18 protein-coding genes and 1 riboswitch are annotated in these 22,455 nt (G+C 63.7%); of the genes, 5 read left to right on the top strand and 13 right to left on the bottom strand.

Annotated elements, in window-relative coordinates; all coding sequences use genetic code 11:
• Positions 1-359: 359 nt before the first annotated feature.
• The 3 genes from C515_RS21880 to C515_RS0117770 all read left to right on the top strand — a co-directional run bounded on the left by C515_RS21880 (position 360) and on the right by C515_RS0117770 (position 5,972).
• On the top strand, positions 360-1,361 hold the full coding sequence (locus tag C515_RS21880) for a GGDEF domain-containing protein (protein WP_245575059.1): 1,002 nt from the start codon (positions 360-362) through the stop codon (positions 1,359-1,361).
• A 334-nt stretch (positions 1,362-1,695) separates the two neighbouring features.
• Positions 1,696-3,336 carry a methyl-accepting chemotaxis protein gene (locus C515_RS24215; protein WP_158380879.1) on the top strand — a complete coding sequence of 547 codons (1,641 nt, stop codon included), beginning with the start codon at positions 1,696-1,698 and terminating at the stop codon, positions 3,334-3,336.
• 192 nt (positions 3,337-3,528) lie between these two features.
• Positions 3,529-3,604: riboswitch (cyclic di-GMP riboswitch) on the top strand.
• A gap of 76 nt (positions 3,605-3,680) precedes the next feature.
• Positions 3,681-5,972 (top strand): Ig-like domain-containing protein, encoded by a 2,292-nt coding sequence (locus C515_RS0117770; RefSeq protein ID WP_028456588.1) that lies wholly within the window; start codon positions 3,681-3,683, stop codon positions 5,970-5,972.
• Positions 5,973-6,161: 189 nt separating this feature from the next.
• Here C515_RS0117770 and C515_RS21875 read toward each other — a convergent pair whose 3' ends face one another.
• The 11 genes from C515_RS21875 to C515_RS0117705 form a co-directional block, all read right to left on the bottom strand.
• Positions 6,162-7,634: a hypothetical protein gene (locus C515_RS21875; protein WP_043650318.1), complete on the bottom strand. Its 1,473-nt coding sequence runs from the start codon at positions 7,632-7,634 to the stop codon at positions 6,162-6,164.
• Positions 7,631-9,733 carry a TonB-dependent receptor gene (locus C515_RS0117760; RefSeq protein ID WP_028456587.1) on the bottom strand — a complete coding sequence of 701 codons (2,103 nt, stop codon included), beginning with the start codon at positions 9,731-9,733 and terminating at the stop codon, positions 7,631-7,633. The genes C515_RS21875 and C515_RS0117760 overlap by 4 nt, the downstream gene beginning before the upstream one ends.
• Positions 9,734-9,959: 226 nt before the next feature.
• The gene (locus C515_RS0117755; RefSeq protein WP_028456586.1) at positions 9,960-10,337 is read right to left on the bottom strand and encodes a DUF2946 family protein; all 378 of its coding nucleotides are present in this window, start codon (positions 10,335-10,337) and stop codon (positions 9,960-9,962) included.
• 290 nt (positions 10,338-10,627) lie between these two features.
• Complete coding sequence (locus C515_RS0117740) at positions 10,628-11,281, bottom strand: peroxiredoxin (RefSeq protein WP_028456585.1); 654 nt, start codon at positions 11,279-11,281, stop codon at positions 10,628-10,630.
• 237 nt (positions 11,282-11,518) lie between these two features.
• Complete coding sequence (locus tag C515_RS24845; RefSeq protein ID WP_028456584.1) at positions 11,519-11,905, bottom strand: type IV pilin protein; 387 nt, start codon at positions 11,903-11,905, stop codon at positions 11,519-11,521.
• A gap of 109 nt (positions 11,906-12,014) precedes the next feature.
• Positions 12,015-12,515: a pilus assembly PilX family protein gene (locus C515_RS22820; protein WP_051305081.1), complete on the bottom strand. Its 501-nt coding sequence runs from the start codon at positions 12,513-12,515 to the stop codon at positions 12,015-12,017.
• A gap of 8 nt (positions 12,516-12,523) precedes the next feature.
• A complete protein-coding gene (locus C515_RS0117725; RefSeq protein ID WP_043650314.1) occupies positions 12,524-13,303 on the bottom strand; it encodes a PilW family protein in 780 nt (259 codons plus the stop codon).
• Positions 13,300-13,851 carry a type IV pilus modification protein PilV gene (pilV, locus tag C515_RS22815; RefSeq protein ID WP_051305080.1) on the bottom strand — a complete coding sequence of 184 codons (552 nt, stop codon included), beginning with the start codon at positions 13,849-13,851 and terminating at the stop codon, positions 13,300-13,302. Before pilV ends, C515_RS0117725 begins: the two co-directional genes overlap by 4 nt.
• A gap of 2 nt (positions 13,852-13,853) precedes the next feature.
• The gene (locus tag C515_RS0117715) at positions 13,854-14,369 is read right to left on the bottom strand and encodes a GspH/FimT family pseudopilin (RefSeq protein WP_028456582.1); all 516 of its coding nucleotides are present in this window, start codon (positions 14,367-14,369) and stop codon (positions 13,854-13,856) included.
• On the bottom strand, positions 14,366-17,545 hold the full coding sequence (locus tag C515_RS0117710) for a pilus assembly protein (protein WP_028456581.1): 3,180 nt from the start codon (positions 17,543-17,545) through the stop codon (positions 14,366-14,368). The genes C515_RS0117715 and C515_RS0117710 overlap by 4 nt, the downstream gene beginning before the upstream one ends.
• A 615-nt stretch (positions 17,546-18,160) precedes the next feature.
• Entirely contained in the window at positions 18,161-18,820 is a 660-nt protein-coding gene (locus tag C515_RS0117705; RefSeq protein ID WP_028456580.1) for a protein kinase family protein, read from the bottom strand.
• A gap of 77 nt (positions 18,821-18,897) precedes the next feature.
• Between C515_RS0117705 and hisC the strand changes: the two genes are divergently transcribed.
• Together hisC and C515_RS0117695 are read left to right on the top strand one after the other, a co-directional pair.
• Positions 18,898-19,959 carry a histidinol-phosphate transaminase gene (hisC, locus tag C515_RS0117700; protein WP_028456579.1) on the top strand — a complete coding sequence of 354 codons (1,062 nt, stop codon included), beginning with the start codon at positions 18,898-18,900 and terminating at the stop codon, positions 19,957-19,959.
• Entirely contained in the window at positions 19,956-20,675 is a 720-nt protein-coding gene (locus C515_RS0117695) for a pyridoxine 5'-phosphate synthase (RefSeq protein ID WP_028456578.1), read from the top strand. Before hisC ends, C515_RS0117695 begins: the two co-directional genes overlap by 4 nt.
• A gap of 37 nt (positions 20,676-20,712) precedes the next feature.
• Here the strand turns inward: C515_RS0117695 and C515_RS0117690 are convergent, their stop codons facing one another.
• Positions 20,713-21,072, bottom strand: a complete 360-nt coding sequence (locus tag C515_RS0117690; protein ID WP_144290544.1) for a hypothetical protein — start codon at positions 21,070-21,072, stop codon at positions 20,713-20,715.
• Positions 21,073-21,488: 416 nt separating this feature from the next.
• Positions 21,489-22,391 carry a DMT family transporter gene (locus C515_RS0117685; RefSeq protein WP_028456576.1) on the bottom strand — a complete coding sequence of 301 codons (903 nt, stop codon included), beginning with the start codon at positions 22,389-22,391 and terminating at the stop codon, positions 21,489-21,491.
• Between the last annotated feature and the right edge of the window lie 64 nt (positions 22,392-22,455).

Below are 22,455 nucleotides of genomic sequence, written 5' to 3'. Positions count from 1 at the left end.
TAGGCTGATACGATCCACAAACTGGTGTTTGTGCAGCCTCCCGGCGGTGAGACTCGCGCTGAATTGCCCAGGTGGGCTGTTGAACATGTGACGGCGAATCCCCGCTTTGCAGGCGCAGCTTGCTTGCCGCAACGCCAGGGCTGCCATCCACCTGCTGCCTGCCTGAGCAGACTGCATGTTTGCATCACCTGCGGCGTGCGCGGCATGGCAATGTGGCAGGCAATCAACAGTTTATGCCGTCAAGCCCCCTGCCTGTCCGGCGGCACTGGACGGCAGGCTCCGGCACCGCAAAGATGGCCCTGATGCTCAGGGCTGCCGGCCCGGGCGGATCGGCAATACAGGGACGGGAGGTGTCCGAAATGCCCGACATGCGCGCAGCACTGAATACCGACAATGCGGTCTACAAGACCCTGCTGGAGTCGACCAGGGCCATTCCCTGGAAAATCGACTGGGCAAGCAAGACCTTTGCCTATATCGGCCCGCAGATTGAGCCCCTGCTGGGCTGGAGCCCGGAGAGCTGGGTGTCGGTTGACGACTGGGTGCAGCGCATGCACCCGGATGATCGCGAGCAGGTGGTCAATTTCTGCGTGTCGCAATCGCAGGCCGGAGTCGATCACGAGGCCGATTATCGTGCGCTCACGAAAGACAACGGCTATGTCTGGATACGCGATGTCGTGCATGTGGTGCGCAGGGACGACGGCGAGGTGGATTGTCTGATCGGTTTCATGTTCGACATCAGCGAGCGCAAACAGACCGAGGAGAAACTGCTCAGCCTGCAAAAAGAGCTGGAGGCCCTGTCGTTCAAGGACGGCCTGACCGGCATCGCCAACCGCCGCAAGTTCGATGCTGCGCTTGACACGGAGTGGGCCAGCGCGCAGCGCACAGGGCTGCCACTGGCGCTGATCATGCTCGATATCGATTTTTTCAAGCAGTACAACGACTGCTACGGGCACATCCTTGGCGATGAATGCCTGACGCGGGTGGCTCAGACCTTGCAGCATGCGGCGGGCCGCCCCCGCGATATCGTGGCGCGCTTTGGCGGAGAGGAGTTCGTCATCCTGCTGCCGGAAGCGGACGAGGCCGCCGCCCTGCAGGTGGCCGAGCACTGCCAGCGTCTGATCGCCGGGCTGGGCATTGCGCATGAAAAACCGGGCGGCAAGCCGGCGCTCACGGTCAGCATTGGCCTGGGCAGTGTTACGCCACTACAGGGCATGAGCGCCAGGGCATTCATCGAGGCGGTGGATCGCCTGCTGTACCGCGCCAAGCAGCAGGGCCGCGACCGCATCGAGTGCGCCCAGCTGGCCGTGGCCGGCAGGGCAGACCCCGCCTGGTCTGCCGCTTCCCCCCGGCAGCCCGGTTAAGCGCGCTCCTGATTGGCAAGATCTCTCGGCAAAACCCGAATCAACCACAGAGAGCACAGAGAAAAGCGGGAGCACGTCCAGGCATTTCGCAGGGTGTTGCTTCCTCTGTGTCCCTGTGGTTCATAGGTTTTTGTGGTCTGCTGAGAAGTCTTGCTAATCAGAAGCGCGCTTGGCAATCCTGCTGATCAGCGCCAGTTCCAGTACCGGGCAAGCAGGCATTGCACCTTTTTGATGCGCTTTACGGATTCCTGATTTCTATTTGCTTGCGTGGAGTTTGTTTTGGTGTAAGTATTTGTCGCCAGATCGCTACATGCTCGTTACCATGGAACAGGCCATGCGCACTCACAACCGGGTTTCCCTCTTTGTCCGAATCCTGCTCTGGCTGCTCGCCGTGCAGGTGCTCGCCATCGTCGTCTTCAGCATCAGCAGCTATGCCGGGAAGGCCAGCGACGTGCGGCGCAGCATCGATGCCCGGCTGGTGGCCGCCGCCAATTCCGTGCCCTATATGCTGCCGCCCGACTATGCCGCCCGCGCCAGCAAGGCCGGTGCGATTGCCGATGCCGAATACCTGCCGCTGGTGCGCCGGCTGGGTGAATACTCGCGGCGCGTCGGTCTGGCCTATTGCTATCTGCTGACCGTGCGCGATGGCAAAGTGTATTACATCGGTGATGGTGCGCCCGACAGCGAAGTAGCGGCTGGCAGCTATTCCCGGCATTTCGAGGAATACGCCGACGCCGACCCGGCCGTGTTGCGCGCCTGGCAGGAGGTCAAGCCACAGTTTGCCGAATACAGCGACAAGTATGGCGCTTTCCGCTCGGTGTTCCTGCCGGTCACCACCGCCGATGGCCAGCGCTACCTGATCGGCGCCGATGTCACCACCGCGCAGCTGGCCGCCGCCCAGCGCGACGAGCTGGTCCATATTGTCCAGCTGGCGCTGCTGTGCCTGGCGCTGGGCAGCGTGCTCGCCTGGTTCGCCGCCCGCCAGATTGCCCGCCGCCTGGAGCGCAGTGCCGGCCGTATTGCCGAGATGGCGGGGCAGCGCGATCTGCGCCAGTCACTCAAGGATGACGGTCACGACGAAGTCGCCGCGATGATGAACCAGCTTGACCAGCTGCTGCAGCTGCTGCGCGAAACACTCAGCCGCGCCGGGCAAAGCGCCATGCACAACGCGACGGCCGCCAGCCAGTTCCTTGGCCTGGCGCAGGACATGCAGGCCACCCTGCAGCAAAGCACCCGGCATATCCAGTCGCTGCATCAGGATGTACAGGCCATTACCGAAGCCGCACAGCGCTCGGCCGGCCAGGCGAGCGTTACCCGTGACCGCGTGGGCAATGCCAGCCATCAGCTAGGCGCGGCCGGCGCCAGCTTTGCCGGCATGCTGGATGCGGTGAATGCCAATTCCGGTGCCAGCGCCGCACTGGCTGCCGAGCTGGAACGGCTGGCCGGCTCGACCGGCCAGGTGACACGTGTGCTGGATGTGATTGGCGGTATTTCCGACCAGATCAATCTGCTGGCGCTCAATGCCGCCATTGAAGCCGCCCGTGCCGGTGAAGCGGGGCGCGGTTTTGCCGTCGTGGCCGACGAGGTGCGCAAACTTGCCGGGCAGACGCAAAGCTCGCTGGCCGATTCCCGCCAGGCCATTGCCAGGGTGGTCGACGGCATCAGTCAGACCGCCCGCGACATGAGCGGCATGGCCGCGCGCGCGCAGACACTGGTGCAAACCGCCGATGCTGCCGTAGGCGAAATCGGCGAACTGGCGGCACTGCTGCAGCAGACCGCCGGCGAAGCCGGCGAAGCGGTCAGCGAAGCCGAGCGCATCGAGAGCGCCGTGCACCATATCGCCAGCACCGCCGCACAGGCCAGCGCCCAGCTGCAGGGCACCGCCGGCCACGCCAGCGAAATCCACGCCATCGCCGGCAAGCTGGGCAATACCGCAGAAACACTGCAGAAAGACCTGCAGCAATTCCGCGCCTGATTCTGTGTTCACGCTTGCGGGGCTGGCCGACTCACGGAGCTGGAGGTGGAGTACAAGGATTGAGCAGGACCAACGCCATTCGCCCGAATGGTCGAATTCTCCGACGGACGTTCGAATTTGTTCTTTCTGTGTTCGTTGATGTTTGGGGGTGTTGACTCTCGAAGGTGTTGGGCTAGCGTTGAATCAGACTTACTGTTTCATCGCCAACCCCGTTGCGAAACGGGTACGGAAAACTGCGGGTCTCTGCGGAGATGGCCGGGTTGCCTTTAGGTCTGTGATCGGGCCGAGGGGATGTACAGAAAAGTTCGTGGCCTGATCGCTGTCTCGTTGTTAAGGGGTAGATCATGGACACCTATGTTTTCGAGCGCAGCATTACCTTTGTGATTCCCGGGTCGGCGACGACGCCAAGCGTGCAAGTCAAGGCCGTGGAGGCGGACGGGGATCTCCAGTTCACGCTTTCCGTCTTGAACGCCGGCAATCGCACCGCCGACCTGCGCGGATTGTTTTTCGATTTCAACTCGCCGGACAAGCTGCCCGGCCTCACCCCCATTGGCAGCAAGGTCAACCGCTATGACAGCGTTGATGTGATTGATCTTGGCAATGGTGCAAACCTGCTCGGTGTTGCCGAGCCTTTCGATTTCGGTGTCGAATTCGGCACCCAGGGCATCGCCCGGAAAAATGGCGATGACATCCAGAGCACCGCGTTTACCCTCACCGGGCTGACCGATCTCAGTCTGGACGACATTGCCAATGTGCAGTTTGGCGCACGGCTGAGCAGCATCGGTGCCCTGGGCGGCGCGCGCAACGATTCCGCGAAGCTCACCGTGCTGGCGCCTGCCGCTCCCGATGCCGTCGATGACAGCTATGCCATCCGCGAGGATGGGGTCGCCGATCTGGCCACGCCCACGCATGTTCCGACGGCGCAACTCTTCCAGGTCTTGCTCAATGACAGCGATGCCGATGGCGATGAGCTGTCCATCGTTGATGTGCGCGGTGTCGCGCATGGCACGCTGCAGATCGTGGACGGCGACGATGCGGATAGCCTGGCCGACGATGCCATCCTGTATACGCCGGATGCCGACTATGCAGGGACTGACCATTTCGAATACCTGATCTCCGACAACAATGGCGGTACGGATTATTCCGACGTCGACATCACGATCGAAGCCGTGGCGGATGTGCCGGATCTGGAGTACGAGGCCCTGGCGGGTGAATCGGTTGACCAGGTCATCGTCAGGGTCACGGCCACCCAGACGGATGCCGACAGCTCCGAATACATAGACCGGCTGGAACTGCAGGCGCTGCCGGAGGGCGTGACGGTTGAACCGGGCACGCTGAATCCCGGCGATGAACCGGATCAGCTCGTGCAGGATTTCCTGCTGACCTTGCCCACGGGCGAAGATGTGTCGTTTGATTTTGGCGTGACGGCGGTGGCCAAAGAAGTGTCCAACGGCGACGAGGAAAGCCGCAGCATTGCCGTGCCCATCGTGCTCGACTTTACCGCAAACGATTACGCGCCCAGCTTTCTGGCCACGGACCAGAGCATCTGGGATAGCGGGGAAGAATTTGTCTTCACCGATGATCGATTCCTGGGCGTCGATGACGGCTTCAGCGATTCATCGGGCGGGCTGATCGGCTACAGCGTCAGCGCCGATGTCAAGGCCGGTTTCCAGTCGACACTGACCTTCGAAGGCGGTGAGGTCGATGCCAGGCTGGATTATGAATTTGGTGTCGACACCAATTACAACAAGGCCACCGACATGCTGCTGATCAGCTCCAGCCAGATGCTGGTCGGCGGTGACTTTGCCACCCAGGGGCCGCAAGGCAGTTACATTCTCGATTTCATTTTCAATTACGCCTTCAGCGCTGCGCTGACCTACGACATCGAACTGGATTCCGGCAACATTCTTTCCGTCAGTGGCAGCAATAATTTCACCCAGAACATCCTCAATCTCAACAGCGATGATCTCGAACTGGAAATCCCGTTTCCCGATCCGTTTGGCAGCCTGTCCGCCACGCTGGCCTGGCCCAATATCAGTACGGATGCCGAAGCCGACGGCGGTGGTGCGTTTTCCGCCGACGGCGAGAGCAACAACTTCCTGCAGCTGAATGTCGATGTCGATCAGGCGCTGGCCGATATTTTCCTTGGTGGCGTAAATCCCTTCGATGTCGGATTTGACATTGGCGTCGTCTGGGGCAACCTTGAAGTGCTCGACCTGGATGTGTATGGCGGGCTGAATTTCCTGCAAAGCTTCCTGATGCAGGAGCAGGGCTTCAATGGCACGCTGCATTTTGAAAATGGCGTCGATCAGGCTTTTGTCTTTGGCGCGGACATCCTGCTCGCGGATGCCTCGCTGATCGATCAGGGCGGGGACAATGACGGGCAGGTGGAATTCACCCTCAGTCTTGATCCGCAGGCGACCCTGAGCAATGACACCGACCTCGGCTTCAACGTCGGTTTCAATTTCGATGTGCTGAAGGCATCCGGCGGCTATGACGTGGTGGTTGATTCGGGATCGTTCTCGATCGGGCCCATCTACAACACTGGCGGCGACATGGGCATCGCAACCGTCGGCATTTATGACAATACCTTTGCACTCAATTTTGCGGCCCAGGAATTTGGCTTCTATGCCTGAGTGCATTGAGTGCCAGATTGCAGGCATTGCAAATGAGCCACGCGTGAAATCGCGGGGGTATTGACCAGCAACAAGGCCGCTGCGTGCAGCGGCCTTGTGCGTGTTGCCCAAGAAAACCTGAGCTGTGGCTATTAGGGTATTGGCTTGCAGGCTTTTATCTTGTTGAGTTTTATGAATATACCCTGGCTTTTAAGGGGTTTTCCCCTTGCGTCGGCGCCATAGCAGCAGCCCCAGCGCGGCCAGCAGCACATTCAGTGCTGCGGCGCCGGCCAGCAGGCTGTCGCGCACGGGCTTGCCCAGCCCGTCCAGCCAGTGCCATTTGTGCAGATTGGCAAATACATAGCCTTCCAGGCGGGCGGCCTGATCGACGCGGGTGGCGGCGATGCCGGTGGCCGGTTCGATATACCAGGTGCTGCGTCTGGTGTCGGCCAGCTCGATGCGGTAGACCGGCAGCCGTTTCTGGAAGAAGCCGTATTCGCCGCCAAAACGCGTGACAAGGTCAAGCTGCCGGATGGGGGCGGCGTTCGGGTCGTGCCGGCGCAGCAGGCTGGCGGCATGGCGCTCGGCCAGGCCCGGCTGGGGCTGGCCGTGTGCATCGACATACTGCGGCAGCGGGCCGGCTGCGGCTGGTGCATGATGCTGGTGAGGCGTTGTTCCTGAGGTATTGCCTTGCAGCCTTTTCTCTTGTTGGGTTACAAGCCAATACCCATTGCCATCAATGCTGACTGCGGTGAGTGCGGTGACGCCGTCTGGCAGATGGGCCAGCGCGGGCGGCGTGCCCAGTGGCAGCGGCGCCCGGGTGGGCAGCGGCGCCGGGGCAAACCACAGGTGGATCAGGCCGGAGCCGGCCAGCAGTACGCCGGCGATTCCGGCCGCCATGCCCAGGCCGCGATGCCAGCGGCGCAGGCGCGGCTGGCCGGCTTTCAGTGTCCCCAGTCGCCAGCGCACGGCATAGATTGCCAGTCCGCCCAGCATGGCGAGCAGGGCGCAGCCCAGCAGCAGGCTGATGCCGGCCTTGCGTACGGGCTCGCTGACCCAGCTCCAGCTGTGCACGCTGCTGAAGACGGGCTGCAGCAGGCGCTTGCGCTGGTCCGAGAGGCTGGCCAGCCGCGCGCCTTCCACATCGACGTAGGCAATCAGCCCATCGGCGCGGGCAAATTCCACCCGCCACACCGGCAGCAGCTTGTTCACCGCGTGGTAGTCGGCGTCGAAGCGGCTGATGGGGGTGATGCTGCCAATCTCCGCCTGCGTGTCGCCGGCAAAGGCGCGCGCCAGGCGTGCGGCCTCGCGGCGCTCGGCGCCGGGCAAAGGCCGGCCGTCAAGCGCGGAGAACCACTGGCCCTCGGCCTGTCCGAGCAGCCCAGCGCGCCAGGCCGGTGCGCCATCCAGCATGCGCAGCCGCAGCGATTGCAAGCGGTCGGCAGGCAGCTCAGGCAGGGTTACGGCGGTGTGCGCGGGCAGCGCGGCGGCCGGGGGCAGTGGCCGGGGTGTGGGGCTGAGCGCCGACATCAGCGGGTGCAGCACGCCGGTCAGCCCCCACAGGATCACGGCGCTGCCGGCCAGCCAGGCCAGCCGGCGGTGCCAGCGGCTCAGCCAGCCCAGGACCCATCGTGCAGACGTTTGCGGGCGGGTGGTGTCGAGCGGCAGGGTCTCGCGCTTCATCGTGCACCTGCCTTGCCGCCAAAGCGGTAGGACGCGCCGATCAAGGCCGTGCGCGGTGCGCCGGGGGTATAGGTATTCTGGCTGTCCGGCAGATAGGCGCCGCCCTTGTAGCTGGAGGCGGCCATGGTGGCGTGGTGCCGGTCGGTCGCATTGAGCAGCTGGGCCCACAGCGTCCAGCTGCCGGTCTGGTATTCGCCGCGCAGGTTGACCAGCGTGTGCCCGCCGTAGCGCACGGTATTGGGGTTGTCCATCCAGTAGCGGCCCAGATGGGCGGTTTCCAGCGCAATGCGCGCGCCCGCCAGCGGGCGCCAGGCCAGCTCCAGCGTGCCCTGCCAGTCCGGCGCGGCGGGGATGGTCTTCCCGGCGTAATCTTCCTGCGCCGAGGGGCGGTAATCGCGATAGGTGTGGCGGGCATACTGGGCTGCGAGCCGCAGCTGCCAGTCGTGCGCCACGGCCCAGTCAGCTCCCAGCTCGATGCCGGTGTGCCGCGTGCGCCCGGCATTGCGCGGTTCGGATTTGCCCGGCTGCAGGGTATAGCTGACCAGCTCGTCCCTGCCGTCAAGGCGGTAGATGGCCGCGTTCAGCTGCAGGCCCGCTGCGGCCGCGACGCGCAGACCGGCTTCCAGCTGGTCAAAGGTGGCCGATTTCAGATCGGGCACGCTGGCGCTGCTGAACAGCGCACCGACCTCCGGCGGCGTAAAGCCCTGGCTGTAGCCGCCGTAGACGAACACGGCCGGACTGGCGACCCAGCTCAGGCCGAGCTTGGGCGAAGCATGCGCAAAGCTTTGCGTTTGCGAGGGGGCGCCGGTGGTCGCCGAGGGGGCCAGATGATTGCTGAAGTCGTAGCTGACGCGGTCGTAGCGCAGCGCGCCATGCATGTTCACGCCATGCCCCAGGTCGTAGTGGGCATCGGCATACACGGCCTGATTGCTGAGATCGACGGCGTAATCGCGGCGCACGCTGCCGCTCTGGTAGCCGGTGTACTTGCCGCTCTGCGGGTCGCGGCGGATGGCCAGATTGACCTCGCGCTGTTCGTTCGGGCTGAGTTCCAGCAGGCCGCCGACGGTGAGCTTCAGCGCGCCCCATTGCTGGCGGTGAAAGGCATTCAGGCCCAGCGAATGAAAGCGGTTTTCGGTGGTGCGCCCGCTGGCGCTGTCCGCGCCGGTATTGAAAATCAGATAGCTGGGCAGCTGATCGGTGCGGTTGTCGCGGTAGTAGAGGGTGGCGCTGGAAAAGCCGCCGGCATTGAGTTCGCCCTCGATGCCGGTGCTGGCGCGCAGGGCAGCCACCTCGCGGTAGGTGAAGGTCTGGTAGGAGTAGCCCGGGCGCTGGCGGTAGTCGCTTTCGTTGAGGCTGCCGGGCATGTCGGTATCCAGCTGCGAGTAGCTGAGCACCGACTTCCACAGCAGCGCATCGTTGAGCCAGTGATCCAGCCGCGCGGTCAGCCCGAGCTTGTCCATGCTGTTGTATTCCTGCCAGCTGCTGCCGCGCCGGGCCGCATAGCCGGCAATACGCAGTCCTGTATCGCCATACAGCTCAGTAGCCATAAAGTCTGTGCGCTGATACCCCTCGCTGCTGCTCTGCGCCGACAGGCTGGCGCTGCGCGGGCCGGGTGCTGCGGTGGTGAAATTCACCGCGCCGCCCACCGCATTGCTGCCATAGAGGCTGGCGGCCGGCCCCTTGACAACCTCGATGCCGTCGCTGCCGGGCAGATTGATTTCGTAGAGGGCATTGTGGTTGAAGATGCCGACCGGGCGGATCGGAATGCCGTCTTCCAGATACTGGTAAACGGCGGAATAGCTCATCGGCTGGCGAATGGCCATGGTGTGCTGCTCGTTGCCCAGATCGGGCATGTGCACGCCGGGAATCTTGTCGAGCACCTGGCCGATAAAGGTCGGGCGGGTTTCGTCCAGCGTCGCGCGGTTCACCTTGCCGATGGAGACGGGCGCCTGCTGCAGCGGCGTGGCCTCGCGGCTGGCGCTGACGACGACTTCGTCGAGCACGGTGGGGGCGGCGTCGGCCGCCAGGGCCGGGCCATGGGAGAAGGCGGCCAGCAGGGCGCCGGCCAGCGGAGTGACGGTCCAGGGGTGTGAAGGCATTGCTTGTTTTCCGTGCGCCGCGCGCAGGCGCGGCGGGTGCGCTGGCAGGCTGGCTGTTGCACGCTCACGGCGCTCCCTGCCCACGGCACGGCCGGAACGGGCAAGGGAAGGTGGAGCGCAGGCCGACGCATGAGCGATGCGCGCGGCGTGTTCAACAACCTGCTGCAGGCGGACATGATCGATGCCGGGCATGCAAAGCCCGGCGCTGCAGGGGGTTCAGCTGGGATCAGCAGGAAAACGCGGAGGGCGGGCCGCGCCCGGGCGGTGGGGCGGCGAGTTGCCGGGGGACTAAGCGTGAGGGTTCATGCAGCAGGCCGGGCGTGCCGGTCGCCGCGGAGACGGCCAGCGTGGCCGTGGCCGGCGGCGGCGCCATGCCGTGCAGGCCGGCCAGCGAACACAGCGCGCACTTGCCGATGAAGCGGGCGTTCTGTTCGGCATCCTGGTCGGGCAGGGGGCTTGCCGCCTGGCCCTGGCCGCACCATGCAATGCGCACGCCATCCTGCATGGCCGCCGCATGCGCGAACGGTAGCAGGAGCTGCAGCGCCAGCGCCAGCAGGGCAAGCCAGTTGGCAGCGCGCGACGAGGCGGGACGCAGGAAGGGCACGGTGTTGTAAGAATCGGGCAGTCGGTCGCGATGATAACGAAAACGCAGTGCAATATGCCAGCGGCGTGTACCGGCTGTGGCTCCGGCTGCTTCTGCTGCCGCTCATTCAGTGGCGCAGGCTGGGGGGCTGATGGGGGCTGTCATGCCGGTGGCAGAGAGGGACCGTATCTCCGGCCTGTATTTCCTCTGCATCACTGCGTTGACGATTTTGCGGTAGGTGATGTTGAAAGGGACTGGCCTGACCCGGGGGGCTTCCCGCGCGACTGGCGGGAAGCCACGCTTTGGCGGAGTTACTTCGGTGCGGCGGTGGTGCGCAGATAAGGCAGCTTGATGTCGATCTGGCCGTATTTTTCGCGCGCCTGCTCGTCATTGAGCGACAGCGCCACAATGACGTCCTGGCCGGTGGTCCAGTTGGCCGGCGTGGCCAGCGGCACGTTGTAGGTCAGCTGCAGCGCGTCCAGCGCGCGCAATACTTCGGCGAAGTTGCGGCCGACCGACATCGGGTAGGTCATCGACAGCTTCAGCTTCTTGTCCGGGCCGATGATGAACACCGAGCGTACGGTCGCCGTGTCGTTGGGCGTGCGGCCATCGGGCAGGTAAGCCTCGGCCGGCAGCATGTCAAAGGCCTTGGAAACGGCGAGCCCCTCGTCGGCAATGATGGGAAAGCCCGCAGTGGTACCGGCGTAGCGTTCGATGTCGCCCTTCCATTTCTGGTGGGCTTCGACGCCATCCACCGACACGCCGATCACCCTGGCGCCGCGCTTGGCCCACTCCTCGGCCAGCTGGGCTACAGCGCCGAATTCGGTGGTGCACACCGGGGTGAAATCCTTGGGATGGGAAAAGAGAATGGCCCAGTTGTCGCCAATCCAGTCATGGAAACGGATCGTGCCCTGGTCGGTTTCGGCGGTGAAGTCGGGTACGACGTCATTGATGCGCAAAGCCATGGAAAACCCCTTCTGAAGTGCCAATGTTGGAAACAACGGCGGGCGTTGCTGCAGTTGGCGCCGCCCGCTGCGTCGCTGTCGCAGTATGGTAGCCGTGAGCGCGAAGGGCAAACGCCAGGCTGTGTGCTGGCGACAGAATGGCGGGCAGGCGTGCTAGGTTCTGTTGACGTTTTGTTTGCGTGCCCGCCGGGTTTGGCTGTTTTTGGCCTGATACTGCGTTGCGAAGCCCACGCATAATCAGCTCGACCACTTGCCGCTGCGTGCGCCGGTGCTGTCCAGCGTCAGCGTGCCGTCGCCATCCTGCGATTTGCCGTCGGTGGGTGTGGCGCTGATGCTGAAGGCATTGGCCGTGCTGCAGTCGGTGGCAATCGTGTAATAGGCGCTTGCCGGGTCGGCGACACCGCAGGTGGTGCCGCTGCTGGTGTAGCGGCCATTGCTGCTGAAATAGCGCTCCAGCGCCTGGGCGTGGCCACTCATTTGCTGCTGCACATCAGTGCGACGCGTCTTGACCACGTATTGCCGGTAGGACGGAATGGCGATGGCCGCCAGGATGCCGATGATGGCGATCACGATCATGATTTCGATCAGGGTAAAGCCGCGCTGGGCGGGCAGGCTTAGGGTCATGCGGGTTTCCTTGGTGATTGATCTGCCTGGCGGATCGTGGTCGCGTGTTGGTCATCACGACTGGCCACAGCCGCGGGCCGGATCAGCAATACGTCAGCAATGCGTGGTTTCAGATCGGGCAAACCAGCGCGGTGGTCTGCAGCACCACGACGGCGCGCTGGTCCAGGCCCTGTCCGCGCCCCATCACGCTGTAGGCCTTGCAGCCGGATTTGTCGGCGGGCAGCAGCGCATCGGGCAACTGGTTGATCAGGTATTTGCCCGAAGTCTGCTGCCCCTGGCTGGTGGTGGCCGTGCCGGCGTGCTGGTCGCTCCAGGCGGCGGGCAGGGCGTTGGCCACCGTGCCGACGCCGACGACATCGGCATTGCTGCAGCCGGCAAGGCAGGCTTCGGCATTGGCCTGCAGCAGCGCAGCGCCCTGACGCATCGCCTGTTCGGCAGCCTGGTAGGCGCGGTTGCGATCCATGTAATTGCCGGCCATTTTCTCGTTCAGCGTGGTGCTGCGCATGCCGTTGATGACCAGCAGGGTGACGATCACCAGCAAGAGCAGGGTAATGATCAGCACAAAGCCGCGCTGGGCGTTGCCGCGACGGGCTGGGAGGGTGTGGTTCATGGCAATTCTCAGCGGTTGCGCAGCAATACAGTGGTCTGGAACATGCGGTAAAGCTTCTGGTCGTCCTGCGAGCCGCTGATCTCGGCATTGCTGCAGTTGCTTACCCCGGCGGCCTTGATGAGGGTGCGATCGGTTTTCTCGCTGCGCAGCACAAGGCAGACCTTGACGGCCACCAGCTGGTCGGCGCTGATGCCGGCCAGCGTATCGACAAAGCGGTTGGCCACGCAGTCGCGTGCGCGCATTGCGCCAAGATCCGCGCCGCAGCCGTATTCGGCTGGTGTGCGCGGGTTGCCGCCGGCGTCGTTGTCAGCATCATCAACGCCATAGCTGAGGCGAAAATCGACGACTTCGGTGGCGTTGCCGCCCCCGCCATCGCTGGGCGCCAGCCAGTCGGTGCTGCCGCACTGCAGCTTGCTGCCGCTCCTGGCGATGGTCAGTTCGGTCGGGCCGGCCGCTGCCACCCCACCGGCGCAATCCATCTGGTTGACGCCATCGGCATTGAAACGCACGGTGATGGTGCCGGCACTGTCGGAGCTGACATGATTGGTCGGCAGCGCCTGGTTGGGATTGGGGCGAAAGCCGGCCTGGCTGATCGTGCGTTGCAGCATCGCCAGTGCAAAGCGGCCATCTTCGGAGACGCGGTTCTGCATGGCGAGCAGGTTGAAGGTTTGCCGCGAGTTGATATAAAGCTGCGAGACGGCCAGCAGGGCGATCATCGCGATGGCCATGGCAACCATCAGTTCGATCAGGGTAAAGCCTCGAGGCGGGGTTTGCGGCTGTTTCATCATTCGATTACCGTGACATAGCTGCTGAGCTTGGCGCTGGCGTCCTGCGCCGAGCGGTTGTCGGTCCAGCTGATGGTGAGCGTGTAGCGGAAAAAGCCGGGTGACTGGCCGGCGGCGGCTGTGAGCGTGAAGGTGGCGTCCGGCAGCTGGCTGCGCAGCAGGCTGTGCCACTGGGCCATTTCCTCGCTGACCAGATAGCTTTCACGTCCTTCTTCCTGCGCGCTGCAGCTCAGCGTGTCCGGGCTGGCGCTGACCTGGCTGCAGCGGGAGAAATCCGGCGGTTGCGGCGCTGGCGTGTCGGCGTCGGCGCTGGCCAGAAAGGGCGTGCGGTTGGCGCGGATGCGGTCGGCCAGATCGGTGGCCAGATCGGTGGCAATGCTGCGGTAATAGGCGCTCTGGTTCATGACCACGGCGCGGGTCTGCAGGCCGGCCAGCCCCAGCAGGCCGACGCCGAGAATGAAGACCGAGATCATCACCTCGATCAGCGACAGGCCCTGCTGCTGGCGGCTGCCCTCCCGGGCCTGCCTTGCGTGGGTATGCATGCGTTTCATGATCAGGCGCAGACGGTGCTGGTGATGCGTTTGTTGATGTGGCCGGATAGCGACACGTCGATGCGGTGCTGCCGCCCGCCCTTGCTGCACACGGTGAACGTGGCGGCGGCTTGCGCGCTGCCGAAGGTGGCGTTGAAGCCAAGCGAATCGGGGGCATCTGCGATGGTGACGCCGGCCGGCACGCGCACGCGCTGGACGACATCGTTCGGGCCGAGGATCAGCCAGCCTTTCGACCAGTCGGCATCCGACGAGGAGCAGGCGCTGGCGGTGTCCGCGTCGCTGGCCGGGCAGATGCTGATGGTGCTGCGGCGCTTGACGGCTTCCAGCCTGGCGGTGGCGAGGCTGCTGACCAGCAGGTCGCTTTGCGTGGCCTGGCGGGCATCACGCAGCCAGTCGCGCAGGCTGGGAATGGCAATCGCCGCCAGCAGGCCCAGCACGCTGAGCGTCACCATCATTTCGATGAGCGTCATGCCGCGCTGGCGCGGCGTGGCGCCATGGTGTTCGCACTTTTGCATCATTTGATTTCCCTCCAGAGCGTGGTTTCCACGCGGATGCCGGCCGATGGCGACAGCAGCGTTTCCTTGTCGACGGTATCGTTGCCGATCGTGCCGCCATACAGCGAGCCCTTGCCGCCGGAACCGGGCCGGCCAATCGGGTTGCCGGTGGTGGTGCCGGGTTTGGCATTGCCGGTGAACACGGCGGTGTAGTTGGCCTCGCGCATGGCGATCACCTTGCCGATGTCGCCCAGCGCCGAGCCTTCCTTTGCGGGTGGCGTCACCAGCCGGTTTTCCGAAGCCACATAGCTCAGTTCGGTCGGAATGCCATCCTTTTCAAAACCGCTGGCAAAGGCTTCGCCCCCCTGGAAATCGATCTTGTCGGCGGCCGTGGATTTGCCGTCCTTGACGATGTCGACAAAGCTGTAGGGATTGCCCTTGCGGTCGGTCACTACCGAGCCGGTATAAGGATTGAGGCCCATGATCCAGCCCTTGCCGCCGGGCAGGCATTTTTCGCTGGCTTGCGGAATGCCGGTGCCGAACAGCACCTTGTCGCTGAACACCAGTGGCGAAGTCACCAGCCGCTCGCTGGCGGCGGGCAGGTCGATGTACCAGCCCTGGCGGGTATTGCTTTCCGAGCGCAGATCGAGCTCTTCGGCCGACAGCTTGCGGTAGTTGCCGGGGCGCTGTTTGCCCGAGCTCACGCTCTGGGTTTCGGTGATGGTCTGCTGCACGAGGCTGCTGGCCGGGATGGTTTCCGGATAATCCTCCATGCGGTCGAGCACGCCGTAGAGGCTTTGCCGGGTGGTATCGCTGCGGTCGGCATCGGTCAGCAGCTTGCCGGTGCCAAACAGCACCAGATTGCCGATGGGCGTGCCGTCCTTGTGATCCAGCGCGGTCACGGCCGGGCGCATCACGATGGGCTTGCCGGGCCCCGCGTCGAAAATCGGCTTGGGGGTGAGCCGGAAGCCCGATGGTGATTCGGCCGTCAGGTCAAAGCGCCACAGCTTGCCATTGATGTCGCCGGCATAGACGTAGTCCAGGATGCCATCCTGGCCGTAATCGACGCCGGCCGGCGACGACAGGCCGGTACCACCGGGCACGTCGATCTGCTTCAGCAGGGCGCCCGTTTCGGCATTGAGGACATACAGTGCCGAGCTGTTGCTGGCCGGCGGTGTCTGGCCCCAGCGGTTGTCGTAGCCATTGCTGAGGATCACGGCGGGGACGACGGAGTTGGCCGAGGTGCGGACGTTGTAGATGATGGGGCTGCCAAAGGCATAACCCATGCTGGCGGCGTGCTGGTCGGTCCACTCCCATTTCACCGTATCGCTGGCCGTCGTGAAGTTGCCGGCCTGCGTGGCGTCGATGGCGAAATAGCCCCGGCCGCCCTGCGCCAGTCCGCCGACCAGCAGCGTTTGCCATTGGCCACCGGCCTTGATGTCGGCCTGGCGCAGGCTGCCATTGACGTGAAAGGCATGCGGCGTGCCACCGGACTGCCCGTAGTCCGGCGCCGAGAGGCTTTTCAGATTGGGATAGACCGGCGAGGGGATGAAGCCCATCAGCTCGCTCATGTCGGCGATGCTGAAGGCATGCAGCATGCCGTCGTTGGCGCCGATGAACACCATGTTGCGACTGGCGTGCCGTGCCTTGAAGGCGGCGTAGTCGGCATCCGGCGTTTCGCCGGCCGGCTTGCCCACGACCACCGGCTGGCTGTCGATGATGTCCCCCAAGAGGCCGTCCGGGCGCGTCCGCAGACCGCTGATATTCTGGCCGCGCAGGTAGTTGATGAGAGTGCGCCGTTCGGCGTCATTGTTGCCCGGCGCATTGCGCTGCGCCGTGTTCATGCTGGCAAGCCCCGTGCTGTCATTGAAGGCGAAGGCCAGCGTGCCGCTGCCATTGGGGCGCGCCGAATGCAGGTTGCGTGCGCTGGCCGCCGGAATCACGGCCTTGCCATTCGGTGTGCAGCGCGAAGTCTGCGGGTCGAAATTGCCGGCCGAGTCGAGGTTGTAGCAGCGCAGCTCGCCATACCAGCCCTTGGGGTTGAAAACCGGCTGGAAGACCTTGTTGCCCGCGCTGACGGTTTCGCTCTGCGTGGCGACGCCGCCGGCATTGGACACCGAGGCCACAATATCGCTCACCGCATTGGTCAGCGCCTGGTTCAGCGCCGCTTCACTGTCGGCCGTGTAGTACTTGCCGCCGCCTGCCTTGGCCGCTGCCGGCAGCACCTCGTTGTTGACCGAGAAACCGATGGTGTAGGTCTGCATGTTCTGCTGCCGGAAGCGCGGATCGTCGAACGATTTGCCGTCCAGGTCGGTGCCGCCGCTGCGCATGTCCATCTCGTTGGCGTACTTCGCCACATCGCGCAGCGCGCGAAAGCGGTTCTTGCTGTCGCCAAACCCGGGGCTGTTGTTGCTGCCTTCGAGTTTGGCCGGGCAAAACCCGTTATCGCTGGTGGTGCAGACCGAAAAATTGCCGGTCTGGCTGCTGTTGTTGCGATCGATGTAGGTGTAGGGCAGTGCGCCCTTGCCGCTGCCGGGAAGGTCGTCGTCGTCGGTGGCGTCGCCGTCGGTGAGCACGATGGCGAAATTCTTCTGGCAACGGTACTGGATCGGGCTCGTGTAGCTGTTGCTGCTCTTGCCATACAGCGATGGCTTGCCCTCGTAATAGCGGCTGATTTCCAGCAGTGCTTCGCCCAGCGGCGTGGCCGTGCGCGCCTTCAGCCGCGAAATGGCCGCCTGCGCGGCGGCATTGCCCTGACCCACGCCGGCCTGCAGCACGCCGGATTGCCCGCGCTCGTTGCCGCCGACGGTATTTTCATTGCCCACGTGAAAGGAAAACACCCCCCAGCGCAAGGACGGATTGCTGTCGATCAGCCGGCGCGACACGCGCTTGGCGATATTCATCTTGGTGTTGGGCGACTGGTTTTCATCGTCCAGCACATGGCGCGCATTGTTGACGTTGTTGTTGACGCAGTTGGACCAGTTGTTCGCAAAGTTGCACAGATCGCTGCGCAGCCAGTTGTTGTTGCGGTCCTGCAGCATGCTGCCCGAGTTGTCGATGAACAGCACCACGTTGGGGGGTACCGAGGTCGACAGCGTCGGCGGCAGGGCCGGATAGGGCGAGGCGGCCAGGCCGGGCTGGCCGCCAAAGGCGAGAGCAACACCAAGAGCAAGAGTGCGGGGACGCGTGGCGGTTTTCATGGGTTTTATCAGTAATTTGTAAGCTTTTCGGGGCGCTGGCCGCTTGTGACGGTGCGCCCGTTCCGGTTGTTGCGATGCGTCAAAAAGCAAATTCAAATATTTGGTAATGCTGATTGATTAAGTGCTTTCCGGCCGCCTGCGGCAAGACCGGCTGGCCTGACTGCCTGCAAGAGCACTGCTGCTTCCTGCCGGTTGATACCAGTCAAGCCAATGATTTTGGAAGAATTATTCCTGCTGCCTTGTCGAAGTGGCTAGTAGGGTCTATCCGCTAGGGTGTTTCGGCAGTATGCACTTGGGATGCCCGGCAGCCAGCGGATTTGCTGGCCTTGCCCGCAGTCCGGGGCGTCTCGCAACGCCAGGATTTGTCGTCTGGATGCAACATTCGGCTGGGCCGGGCTGGCCTGCCGGGCTGCAGTCATCCAGCGGGCCCGGCAACATGGCGTATGGAAATGTAAGAAACTGCTGCACTGCGGTTACAGTGCCGTTCATCGCGCCTGCGGCGATCCGCAGCCGGGCATGCCGGGGGCCTGGCTGGAGTAGGAGCAACGGTGCGATTGCTATGCAACGTCAAGAGGGGTATATGGATGAAGCCTATTTTAATAATGGCTTGCAGGGCTATACGGTGTGACGTTTATGGCGGCGCCAGCGCCGGTAGCAGCGCCGCAAGCCATCCATCAGCCAAACTGGCAGCGGCACCGGGTCGTCACGCAGCAGGGGCACGTAGAGCCAGTCGTAAATCCGCTTGAAATCCTGCCAGCGCGCGCAGGGCTGGGTCTTGTAGAAATCCGAAATGTCGACGATGTAGCCGCGGCCCTCGTGCTGCATCACGTTTTTGGCATGCACGTCGTGCGGCGTTAGCCCGCGGGCTGTCGCCCAGACCATGGCCGCATCGATGTCGGCGATGGTCCGGGCCGTGATGCTCTCGCCCGTCAGACAGCATTGCCAGAGTGTCTTGCCACGGATGCGGCGCAGGACAAGGTAATCGGCGCCGGCATGCAGGCAGCTGGAAAACGCCGGATGTTCGCCCAGCCGGCGGTAGACATCGGCTTCCTGCGCATGGCCCGGCCGGCCCGGTGCATAGCGCTTCACCACCCAGTCCGGATAGTCCGGGTGGACCACCACCGCGGCATAGTTGCCGCAGCCCAGCAGCTGCCAGGGCGCGGGCAGGGCGAGCACCTGCACCGGTTCGTGCTCGTGCACGCTCAGGAGCTGCCAGGCGGGCAGCAGGCCGGTTTCAATGCATTCGATATAGTCAGGCAGGGTGGCGGGGTTCATCACCTGGTGTTGCCCGGTGAACAGGGCTTTCTTGGTAAGATAGGCGCGATTCTAACCCCAAGCCGCGAGAGCCGCCCATGAGCCAGTTCTGGAGCAAGATCGTACACACGCTGACCCCGTATGTGCCTGGCGAACAGCCCAAGCTGACCAATCTGATCAAGCTGAACACCAACGAAAACCCCTACGGCCCGTCGCCGAAAGCGCTGGCCGCCATGCAGGCGCAGATCGCGGACACACTCAAATTGTATCCGGATGCCGCCAGCACGCCGCTGCTGCAGACCATTGCGCAGCATTACGGGGTGCCGGTGGATCATGTGTTCGTGGGCAATGGCTCGGATGAAGTGCTGGCCCTGCTGTTCCCGGCGCTGCTGAAACACGATGCCCCGCTGCTGTTTCCCGATATCACCTACAGCTTTTACCCGGTGTATTGCGGCTTGTACGAAATCAATTACCAGACCGTGCCGCTGAATGCACGCTTCGAAATTGATGTGGCCGATTATGACCGGCCCTGCGGCGGCATCATCTTCCCGAATCCGAATGCGCCGACCGGCGTCGGCCTGCCGCTGGCCACGATCGAGGAATTCCTCAAGCGTCACGCCGATTGCGTGGTGGTGGTCGACGAGGCCTATATCGACTTCGGTGGCGCGACGGCCGTCACTCTGGTCGCGAATTACCCCAATCTGCTGGTGGTGCAGACGCTGTCCAAGTCGCGCTCGCTGGCGGGGCTGCGCGTCGGCCTGGCCATCGGCCAGCCGCACCTCATCGAGGCGCTGGTGCGCGTGAAGGACAGCTTCAATTCCTATCCGCTCGACCGCGTCGCGCAAGCGGGCGCGGTGGCGGCGTTCGAGGATGTGGCCTGGTTCGACGAGACTCGCAACAAGGTGATCACTACTCGCGAGTGGTTTACCAATGAGCTGGCGCAACTGGGCTTCGAGACGCTGCCCTCACAGGCCAATTTCGTGTTTACCCGTCACCCGCAGCGCGATGCTGCCGAGCTGGCCGCTCTTCTGCGCGAGCGCAGCATCATCGTGCGCCATTTCAAGCGCCCCGAGCGCATCGCGCAATTCCTGCGCATCACCATCGGCACGCCCGAGGAATGCGCGGCACTGGTGACGGCGCTGAAGGAGATCCTGGCATGAGCGGCTGCAAGCTCTCAGTAAACATCAACAAGATCGCCACGCTGCGCAATGCGCGCGGCGGGGACAATCCGAACGTGGTCGAGGCGGCGATCCGCATCCAGCAATTCGGCGCGCAGGGCATCACCGTGCACCCGCGCCCCGACGAGCGCCACATCAAGTACGCCGACGTGCGCGAACTGCGCCCGGTGGTGAATACCGAGTTCAATATCGAGGGCTATCCGAACGAGGAGTTCATCGCACTGGTGCTGGAGGTGCGGCCGGAGCAGGTGACGCTGGTGCCCGATCCGCCGGAGGCGCTGACCAGCAATACCGGCTGGGATTGCGTGACGCATCATGCCTATCTGCAGCTGGTGATTGCGCGCTTCAAGGCGGCCGGCATTCGCACCTCGATCTTCCTGAATGCCGAAGTGCAGCAGGTATACGCCGCCAGCCAAACAGGTACCGATCGTATCGAGCTATACACTGAGCCCTATGCCGCGCATTACGCGGAAGACCGCGCCGCGGCCATCGCGCCCTTCGTCGCTGCCGCGCGCGCCGCGCAGGAAGTGGGGCTGGCACTCAACGCTGGCCACGACCTGAGCCTGGAAAACCTCGGCTATTTCGCCCAGCAGGTGCCGGGGCTCAAGGAAGTGTCGATCGGCCACGCGCTGATTGCCGATGCGCTGTATCTGGGGCTGGAAGAAACGGTGCGCCGCTATCGCGCATTGCTGGACTGAGCGCAAAAGGACCTCATCAGGCGCGGCAGCAGGGAAGCTAAAAGCGCACCGCCCTGCTCCAGGCTTTCAGCACCTGCCTTGCCAGTGCGTCGTCGGGCAGGGCAGTCGGGTCGGGCTGAGCGCTGGCCGGCTGACGACGGATTTCCACGATGCACCACTGGCGCTGCGCCTCGCTCATCGGCGGCAGCGCATGCCGCGGGCTGGCGTAATGGCGCATGGCGATTTCGGCATCGCTGCAGTCACAGGGCGCGCAGCTTTTCAGGGCGTGGCAGGCCAGCGGCAACTGGCCGGCACGGCAGTCAAAGGGAGTGGCGGGACGCATGCGGGCAGTATCGCCAGCGCGCCGGTGGCTCGCTTCGATCTGGATCAAGCCTGCACGCCATGCCAGCCACCTCATGGCCGCACCTTATTGGTAAGACTTCTCGGCAAACCCCAAATCAACCACAGAGACACAGAGAACACAGAGAAAATCGGGAGCACGTCATCGGCATTTCTCAGGGTTTTGCTTTCTCTGTGACCTCTGTGTCTCTGTGGTTCAAATGGGTTTTGTTCAAATGGTTCTTGTGGTTTGCTGCGAAGGACTTCCAATCAGATGGCTGCTGGCTGCTGGCTGCTGGCTGCTGGCTGGTGTCGCCTCACTCGCGTCGGTCTGGCGACGCAAGGATCAATGGCTTCAACGCAGAGGCGCTGAGGCGCTGAGAAAAGCCCCCAGATGCGAGTGATTTGCTTTGCATCTCTGTGTGTCCGTCATGAGGTTTTCCATGGGTATATCCCTGAGAGCATTGCTGGTAAAGGGCTGCATCTAGATACATGCTATTCAGCTGCGCGCAGCCGCAGCCATTTCGGCAAGCCGTGTTCGGCAACATACACACCCAGCACAATCAGCGCGGCGCCAGCCATGCTCAGCGGCGTGATGCGCTCGCCCAGCACCAGCACGGCGGTCAGCATGGTGATCGCCGGAATCAGGTAGATGTAATTGCTGGCCTTTACCGCGCCGATGCGCTGCACGGCGGCATTCCAGACCACGTAGCACAGGGCCGAGGCAATCAGGCCGAGAAACAGCAGTTGCGGCCAGACCGCCGTGCTGGCCAGCACCGGCCCGGCGAGCCGGTAGCCGCTCAGCCACAGCGCCGGCAGCATGGTCAGCAGGCCGTAGAAAAACACCTTGCGCGTCAGGTAGAGCAGGCCGTGCGGCTGGTTCATGCGGCGCAGCAGGATGGAATACACGGCCCACATCGCACCGGCGCAGAGCGCCAGCAGATCGCCCAGCGGGTTGAGCCGCAAGACCACGCTGCCATTGAACATCACCAGGCCCACGCCGGCAAAGGCAATCAGGCTGCCGGCAAGCAGCGTGCGCGACAGGCGCTCATCCCGGGTGAAGAAGTGGGCAAACAGGGCGGTGAGCAGTGGTGCGGAGGACACCAGCAGGCCGACATTGCTGGCCTGCGTCATCGTCAGCGCATAGTTTTCGGTCAGGAAATACAGGGTGACACCGAAGGCGCCCAGCGCCAGATAGTGCAGCTCGCGCCGCCAGCCTTCCGGGCGGCGCCAGACCGGGTGGATCAGCCAGAGCACCAGCCAGGCCAGCAGAAAGCGGTCGAAGAGGATTTCAACCGGGCCCAGCTGAGTCAGCAGCAGCTTGGTCGAGACAAAGGTCGTGCCCCAGACGGACACGGCAAACAGGGCCAGCAGGTGGCCGGCTAGGGCGGGGGACATGCGATTCTCCTGAAGCGCCAGTGTACGCCCGGGTGGCGTGCGCTCGCGTGTTACACTTGTTTCC

Source organism: Chitinilyticum litopenaei DSM 21440 (assembly GCF_000428145.1).
GTDB classification, from domain to species: Bacteria; Pseudomonadota; Gammaproteobacteria; order Burkholderiales; family Chitinibacteraceae; genus Chitinilyticum; species Chitinilyticum litopenaei.
Note: the sequence above shows the minus strand (reverse complement) of the source record. Positions and strands in the feature narration are given on the sequence as shown.

Coding starts and splice junctions, on each gene's coding strand:
- C515_RS21880 (WP_245575059.1), top strand. CDS start 360: ATGCCCGACATGCGCGCAGCACTGAATACCGACAATGCGGTCTACAAG.
- C515_RS24215 (WP_158380879.1), top strand. CDS start 1,696: ATGCGCACTCACAACCGGGTTTCCCTCTTTGTCCGAATCCTGCTCTGG.
- C515_RS0117770 (WP_028456588.1), top strand. CDS start 3,681: ATGGACACCTATGTTTTCGAGCGCAGCATTACCTTTGTGATTCCCGGG.
- C515_RS21875 (WP_043650318.1), bottom strand. CDS start 7,634: ATGAAGCGCGAGACCCTGCCGCTCGACACCACCCGCCCGCAAACGTCT.
- C515_RS0117760 (WP_028456587.1), bottom strand. CDS start 9,733: ATGCCTTCACACCCCTGGACCGTCACTCCGCTGGCCGGCGCCCTGCTG.
- C515_RS0117740 (WP_028456585.1), bottom strand. CDS start 11,281: ATGGCTTTGCGCATCAATGACGTCGTACCCGACTTCACCGCCGAAACC.
- C515_RS24845 (WP_028456584.1), bottom strand. CDS start 11,905: ATGACCCTAAGCCTGCCCGCCCAGCGCGGCTTTACCCTGATCGAAATC.
- C515_RS22820 (WP_051305081.1), bottom strand. CDS start 12,515: ATGAACCACACCCTCCCAGCCCGTCGCGGCAACGCCCAGCGCGGCTTT.
- C515_RS0117725 (WP_043650314.1), bottom strand. CDS start 13,303: ATGATGAAACAGCCGCAAACCCCGCCTCGAGGCTTTACCCTGATCGAA.
- pilV (WP_051305080.1), bottom strand. CDS start 13,851: ATGAAACGCATGCATACCCACGCAAGGCAGGCCCGGGAGGGCAGCCGC.
- C515_RS0117715 (WP_028456582.1), bottom strand. CDS start 14,369: ATGATGCAAAAGTGCGAACACCATGGCGCCACGCCGCGCCAGCGCGGC.
- C515_RS0117710 (WP_028456581.1), bottom strand. CDS start 17,545: ATGAAAACCGCCACGCGTCCCCGCACTCTTGCTCTTGGTGTTGCTCTC.
- C515_RS0117705 (WP_028456580.1), bottom strand. CDS start 18,820: ATGAACCCCGCCACCCTGCCTGACTATATCGAATGCATTGAAACCGGC.
- hisC (WP_028456579.1), top strand. CDS start 18,898: ATGAGCCAGTTCTGGAGCAAGATCGTACACACGCTGACCCCGTATGTG.
- C515_RS0117695 (WP_028456578.1), top strand. CDS start 19,956: ATGAGCGGCTGCAAGCTCTCAGTAAACATCAACAAGATCGCCACGCTG.
- C515_RS0117690 (WP_144290544.1), bottom strand. CDS start 21,072: ATGAGGTGGCTGGCATGGCGTGCAGGCTTGATCCAGATCGAAGCGAGC.
- C515_RS0117685 (WP_028456576.1), bottom strand. CDS start 22,391: ATGTCCCCCGCCCTAGCCGGCCACCTGCTGGCCCTGTTTGCCGTGTCC.